At 69.3% G+C, this 6685-nt stretch carries 7 protein-coding genes; 1 reads left to right on the forward strand and 6 read right to left on the reverse strand.

Annotated elements, in window-relative coordinates:
• The 5 genes from V7067_RS14090 to V7067_RS14110 all read right to left on the reverse strand — a co-directional run.
• Positions 1-571: carboxyltransferase domain-containing protein (locus V7067_RS14090; protein ID WP_334176544.1), on the reverse strand; the 571-nt coding region annotated here is incomplete at its 3' end.
• 51 nt (positions 572-622) lie between these two features.
• Positions 623-2029 (reverse strand): acetyl-CoA carboxylase biotin carboxylase subunit, encoded by a 1407-nt coding sequence (locus V7067_RS14095; protein WP_334176538.1) that lies wholly within the window; start codon positions 2027-2029, stop codon positions 623-625.
• Positions 2030-2037: 8 nt separating this feature from the next.
• Positions 2038-2280 carry an acetyl-CoA carboxylase gene (locus tag V7067_RS14100; RefSeq protein ID WP_334176539.1) on the reverse strand — a complete coding sequence of 81 codons (243 nt, stop codon included), beginning with the start codon at positions 2278-2280 and terminating at the stop codon, positions 2038-2040.
• 117 nt (positions 2281-2397) lie between these two features.
• Positions 2398-3135: a 5-oxoprolinase subunit PxpA gene (gene pxpA, locus V7067_RS14105; RefSeq protein WP_334176540.1), complete on the reverse strand. Its 738-nt coding sequence runs from the start codon at positions 3133-3135 to the stop codon at positions 2398-2400.
• Positions 3136-3308: 173 nt separating this feature from the next.
• Entirely contained in the window at positions 3309-4709 is a 1401-nt protein-coding gene (locus V7067_RS14110; protein WP_334176541.1) for an amidase, read from the reverse strand.
• 121 nt (positions 4710-4830) lie between these two features.
• Between V7067_RS14110 and V7067_RS14115 the strand changes: the two genes are divergently transcribed.
• Entirely contained in the window at positions 4831-5745 is a 915-nt protein-coding gene (locus tag V7067_RS14115) for a LysR family transcriptional regulator (RefSeq protein ID WP_334176542.1), read from the forward strand.
• 5 nt (positions 5746-5750) lie between these two features.
• On the opposite strand, the gene V7067_RS14120 is transcribed toward V7067_RS14115, so the two are convergent.
• The coding region (locus V7067_RS14120) for an extracellular solute-binding protein (protein ID WP_334176543.1) at positions 5751-6685 on the reverse strand (935 nt) is incomplete at its 5' end.

Consider the following 6685-nt stretch of genomic DNA (forward strand, 5'->3'; position numbering starts at 1 on the left):
AGCCGCCGTGGCCGATGGTCAGCTTCGGCGTGTCGGTCCGCGGGCGCAGATATTTCGGCACCTCAAGCTGCTTCTGCCGTTCGACCATCTGGTACATGAACGGCAGGCCGGCCACGAACCCGACCATGGAGACGAACCACGGCGAGCCGGAATGGGCATCGATGAAGGCCGGCACGCTGTCGTAGCCGTTGATGCGGGCGGCATAATCGAGGTCGGTGCCGGTCGGATCCTGATGGCGCTCGCGGAAGCGCATCAGCGTCTCGCGGGTCCACGGATCGTCGTAATAGACGGGGATCTCGATGATCCGCGTCTCGATCACCGGCTCCACCTTGTCCGCCGCCGCTTCCAGCGCCTTCAGGCGGGCCATCAGTTCGGCCGGCGCGATCACGTCGGGGTCGAACTTCACCTGCATGGAAGCGTTGGAGGGGCAGATCTCGGTGACGCCGGGAATGCCGGCATCGCGCACCGCACTGGTCATCGAGAGGCTTTTGAAGAAAGCCTCCAGCGACATCTCCTCGTCCATCTCGACGAAGATATGCTCGTCGCCGCCATAGGAATAGCGGGTCTTCAGCGCCGTTTCGCTCATGAATGCCTCGCGGAAGGGCGGACAGGGGAAAGGGGTTCAGGCAGCATCGCGCTTGCTCCGGGCGCGCTCTTCCAGCCAGCCTTCCAGCCAGCGGGTGTGAACGGCGCCGGCCCGCACCGCCGGATCGGCGGCCAGAGCCTTGTGCAGGGCGATGGTCGTGCAGGGGCCTTCGATCGCCAGTTCGCCGAGCGCGCGCTGCAGCCGCGCAATTGCGCCCTCGCGGGTCTCGTCCCACACGATCAGCTTGCCGAGCAGGCTGTCATAGAACGGCGGCACCACATAGCCGGGATAGAGCAGGCTGTCGAAGCGCACACCCATGCCGCCGGGCACGGTGAGCGTGCCGATGGCGCCGGGGGCGGGGCGGAAATCGGCCTCCGGATCCTCGGCGTTGATGCGCACCTCGATGGCGTGGCCGCGGGCCACGACGGCATCCTGCGTGCGCCCCAGCGGCGCGCCGCCGGCAATACGGATCATCTCGCGCACCAGATCGATGCCCGAGATCATCTCGCTCACCGGATGCTCGACCTGAATGCGGGTGTTCATCTCGATGAAGAAGAACTCGCCGCTGTCGTCGTCGTAGAGATATTCCAGCGTGCCGGCGCCGCGATAGCCCACCGATTTCGCCAGCCGCACGGCGGAGGCGCACAGGTCGCTGCGCACCGTCTGCGGCAGCGTGGCCGCGGGGGCTTCCTCCCACACCTTCTGGCGGCGGCGCTGCAGAGAGCATTCGCGCTCGAAGATGTGGATGGCATCCGTGCCGTCGCCCAGAACCTGCACCTCGACATGGCGGGCGCGGGCAACGAAGCGCTCCAGATAGAGCCCGCCGTCGCCGAAGGCGGCGCGGGCCTCCGCGCTGGCCAGCGGAATCTGCGCGGCGAGTTCTTCCGAGGTCCTCGCCACGCGGATGCCGCGTCCGCCGCCGCCGGCCGCGGCCTTGATCATCACCGGATAGCCGATCTCCGCCGCCACGCGGGCCGCCTCGTCCGGGCCTTCCACGCGGCCGGCGCTGCCGGGCACGGTGGGCACGCCGGCGGCCTGCGCCATGGCGCGCGCCGTCGCCTTGTCGCCCATGGCGCGGATGGTATCGCCTTTCGGGCCGACGAAGATCAGACCGGCCGCTTCCACCGCGTCGGCAAAGGCGGCATTTTCCGCCAGAAAGCCGTAGCCGGGGTGGATGGCATCGGCGCCGCTCGCCGTGGCCGCAGCCACGATGGCCGCAGCGTTGAGATAGGATTTCGCTGCCGAGGCCGGACCGATTTCCACCACCTCGTCGGCGAGCCGGGCTGCGAGGCTGTCGCGATCGGCGGCACTCACCGCCTGCACCACCGCCAGCCCCAGTTCACGCGCGGCCCGGTTGATGCGCACCGCGATCTCGCCGCGGTTGGCGATGAAGAGCTTTGCAATGGCACCGGCGCCCGCGCCGGCCTTCAGTTCGCTGGACATGATCGCCGTCAGGCCTCCAGCGTGTAGAGCGGCTGGCCGGCCATCACCGCGTCCTCGTCATCGACGAGAAAGGCGACGAGGGTCCCGGCTTCCTCGGCCACGACCGGATTGAAGGTCTTCATCACCTCGATGAGGCCGATGGTGTCGCCCACGGCAACGGCATCGCCCGGGGCCTTGTAGGGCGGCTGGTCGGGGGCGGGCTTGCGATAGAAGATACCGGGCAGCGGGGCGGCAACGGTGGTCTCGGACATGTCTCTTACCTCGGGAAGGTGCCGGTGCCGCACACCGCGGCGGGCCGGAGCGCAAGGGGTTCTGGAGCGCAAGGGGATTGTTGTCGGTCCGGCGGTCTGCGCCGCCATTGTTGCCGGTCAGGCGGTCTTCGCCGCCCCGGAAGCCTCGTCGACGGCCGCACGCACGGCCGCGGCAATGTCGACCGCGTTCGGCGTGTCGGAATGAATGCACACCGTATCCCGGCCGACGGCAATGTCGACGCCGCCGACGGAGGCGATCACGCCTGCGCCGACCGCCCGCGCCGCGCGGGCCCCGGCAGCCGCGGGATCGACGGCATGGTGCTCGCGGGTGATGATCAGGCTGCCGTCGTCGCGATAGTCGAGATCGGCGTAGAACTCGCCCATCATGCGGTGGCCGCGCGCGGCATAGACCCTCTCGTGGGCGGTATCGATCAGGCCGATCAGCGGCACGCGGAACACATCCGCCGCATCGGCAATGGCGTGGGCGATCGCCTCGTCGCGCGCCGCCATGCCGAACAGCGAGCCGTGCGGCTTGATGTGGTTCAGCACCATGCCTTCCGCCTCAAGAAAGCCCTTGAGGGCGCCGATCTGGTAGATCAGGCAGTTGGCGAGTTCTTCGCGGCCGATCTTCATTTCCCGCCGCCCGAAGCCCTGCCGGTCCGGCAGCGAGGGATGCGCCCCCACCTTCACGCCGCTCTCGCGGGCCAGCACCACCGTGCGGCGCATGTGATTGAAATCGGAGGCGTGGAAGCCGCAGGCGACGTTGGCGATGTCGATCAGCGGCATGATGCGCTCATCGTCGCCCAGCCGCCAGATGCCATAGCCTTCGCCCATATCGCAGTTGAGAAGGGTCATCGGGCTCTCTCGTGAGGCTCTCTCGTGAACGGCGCCGCAGCGCCGCCCGGACACCGCCCGGCGGCCTTGCGAGAAGGCCGCCGCCGGTTCTGTTCAATCAGGGTGCGCGTCTGTCGTCGTATTGTAAAATTCCGATTTTCTTTTCTCTCTATCAGAAAATCAGATACGGAATTTCACGCCCCGGCCGCCTCCCGCACCAGCGCTTCGGCGGTGAGGCCGAAGGCCAGCAGGTCGTCGTCGCGGCCGGCCGGCGCCGACAGCAGCAGCCCCACCGGCAGCCCGCCGGCCCCGAACCCGCACGGCAGCGACAGCCCGCACCAGTCGAGGAAATTGCCGATCAGGGTGTTGCGCAGCATCAGGGCATTCGTGGAGAAAAAGGCGACGTCGTCGGCCAGCAGCGGGTCAAGCCGCGGGGCCACGCGCGCCACCGTGGGAAACGCCAGCAGCGCATCGCCGATGTCGGCTTCCGTCTCCGCAATCATGCGGGTGCGGATATCGGTCAGGGTGATGTAATCGGCCAGCGCGATATCGGCGCCGTGGCGGGCGCGCTGCACCACACGCGGGTCCATGCCGGCGGCCTGCGGACCCTCCAGCCGGTGGCGGTGCTGCACATAGGCTTCCGCGGTCACCAGCGCGCCATGTTCGGCCTGCGCACCCAGAACGCGGGCCAGCGCCGGCATCGGCCGCCGCTCCACGCGGGCGCCCGCGGCCGAAAGCCGGGCGATGGCCGCTTCGGCGGCCGCGACAACCTCCGGCTCGCTGTCGTCGAAGACCACCGTTTCCGGCACGACGATACGCCGCCCGGCGACCGGCGCGGCCTGCACCGCCGGCACCGGCCGCGCGCACAGGGCGGCATCCACGACCACCGCATCAGCCACGGTGCGGCACAGCACCCCCAGCGAATCGAGCTGGCGGGACAGCGGAAACACGCCGTCCATCGGATAGCGCCCGCGGGTTGCCTTGTAGCCGACGACGCCGTTGAGGGCAGCCGGGATGCGCACCGATCCCCCGGTGTCGGTGCCGATGGAAACCGGCACCAGCCCGCGCGCCACCGCCACGCCGGAGCCCGACGACGAACCGCCGGGAATGCGCGCCACCGCCCCGCCCCACGGATTGCGCGGCGTGCCGTAATGCGGGTTGATGCCGACGCCGGAGAAGGCAAACTCGGTCATGTTCACCCGTCCGGCGGTGACCATGCCGGCGGCCTTCAGGCGCCTGACCACGGCGGCATCCTCCGGTGCCGGCGGATCGCCCGCCGTCACCTTCGCGCCCGCGGTGGTCGCGTGGCCCTCAAGGGCAAAAAGGTCCTTCCACGCCACCGGCACCCCGTCGAGCAGGCTGGCCGGCCGGCCGGCGGCAAGGCGGGCGGCGGCGGCCGCCGCCTCCGTGCGCGCGCGCTGCGCGGTCAGCAGCGTGAAGATTGCCGGGTCGCCGCAATCCGCAATGGCCGCCAGCGTTGCCGCGGCCACAGCCGTCGCATCCAGCACGCCGGCCTGCAGGGCACCGGCCAGCTGCAGGGCCGATTTTCCCGTCACGTCCGCGCGGGAGGCAGAGGGAACGCGATCAACGGACATCGTCAGTCTCCGGGGTTGTCGTGGCGGCGCTTTCGCGCCAAGGTCAGAATCAGATTTTCCGATCAGGATCGGATTTTCCGGCGCCGCCGCACTGCGGGCGGGGCCGTTTCCGGGGGCGCGTGTGTCAGTTTCGCTGAAGCAGATCCGCTATTTTCTCGCGGCCGCCGATTCCGGCCAGATTTCGCAGGCCGCGGTCGATCTCAACGTATCGCAGTCGGCGGTTACCGCGGCGGTGCAGCAGCTTGAAGCCACGCTCGGCTTCCGCCTGTTCGACCGCACGCCGGTGGGCGTGGTGCCGACGGTGGAAGGCAGCCGTTTCGTGGCCCATGCGCGCAACATCATCGCCGCGGTGGAAGAGGCCATGCGGGTGCAGCGCAGCGCCCCGGCCGCAACCGAAGGCACGGTGCGCATCGGCCTCACCTACACCGTCTCCGGCTACTACCTGCCGCGCCACCTCGCCCGCTTCACGCGCAGCTTCCCCAACGTCACGCTCGATCTCTACGAAGCCCAGCGCAGCGTCATCGAACAGGCCCTGCTCGACGGCGCGCTGGATATCGCGGTCATTCTGGTCTCCAACCTCGGCGCCCGCGACCGGCTGCGATATGAGACGCTGGTGCGCTCGGTGCGCCGGCTGTGGCTGCCGGCCGAGCATCCGCTGCTGCGCCTGCCGCGCATCACCCTCAGCGACGTTGCCGGCGAGCGCTATGTGATGCTGACGGTGGACGAGGCCGGCCAGACCACACGGCGCTACTGGGCGCCCTCCACGTTCAGCCCCAGGGTGATCTTCCGCACCTCCTCGGTGGAGGCCGTGCGCTCCATGGTGGCGGCGGGCATGGGGGTGACCATCCTGTCCGATCTGGTCTACCGGCCATGGTCGCTGGAAGGCCAGCGGCTGGAAACGCGGATGCTGGAAGACGAGATCCCCACCATGGACGTCGGCCTCGTGTGGCGCGACGACGTGGCCATGAGCCCGGCGACCGCCGCCTTCCGCGATTTTCTCTCGCTGGCCGCCGGCGGCGCCGCGCCGGGCATCTGAGGCGCTCATCGCTCCACCAGCTGCGACCAGCGGCGCACCAGATAATTGTGTTCGTCCATCGTGGTGTTCCACACGGCGATGGAACTCGCCCGCTCCCAGTAGGAACCGCCGGCCCGCACGGAACCGGCCGAGACGTTGGCCCCGCCCTGCGGACCCGGCAGATCCACCGGCGTCGGCTCGCCTTCGTACCAGTAGGCCCACTCCTCGGCCGACAGATAAGGCCGCACCCGCGACGGCACCGACATATAATAGCCCTGCCGGGCCACCACCGCGCCGGCCCAGCCATCGAGCCACCAGTTGAGATAGTCGTAGGCGGCATCGAGCGCCCGGCCGGACAGATGACGGGCAAGACACAGCCCGCCGTGCCAGGCACGATAACCTTCCTTCGGCACCGCCTCCTGCACCGCCACGCCCATGCGCCGCAGCCGGGCAAGGCCGGGCGACCACATGCTCTGGATCACGGTGTGGCCGCCGGCCATCAGCTCCGCAGCCTCCGCCGCCGTGCGCCAGAAGCCATAGACGTGGCCGGACCGCACGCGCGCCTCCAGCGCCGCAATGATGGCGTCGATCTCGCGGATGGAAAGATTGCCGATGTCCTCGAAGGCAACCTCGCCGCACGCCTGCAGCGCCAGCGCCGCATCGAAAATGCCGATCGCCGGCTCGTCCACCAGCGCAACCCGGCCGTGCCAGCGCTCGTCCATGAGGGCCGCCCACGAATCCACCGGCTCGCCGGCGCCGCCGGCAGCTTCCGGCAGGTAGGCAAAGGAATCGAGATTGTGCACCGTCGGCAGCATCGAAAGCCAGCGCGTGGCCTGCCCGCCAAGAGCCTGATTGGACTGCACATAAAGCCGGCTCACCGGCGCATCGCCCCGCCCCATGCGCGCACTCTGGCTGATGCGGCCGGTCTTGGTCAGGTCCGTCACCGCATCCCAGTGCCGGA

It is taken from the genome of Pseudoxanthobacter sp. (assembly GCF_036822375.1).
GTDB lineage: Bacteria > Pseudomonadota > Alphaproteobacteria > Rhizobiales > Segnochrobactraceae > Pseudoxanthobacter.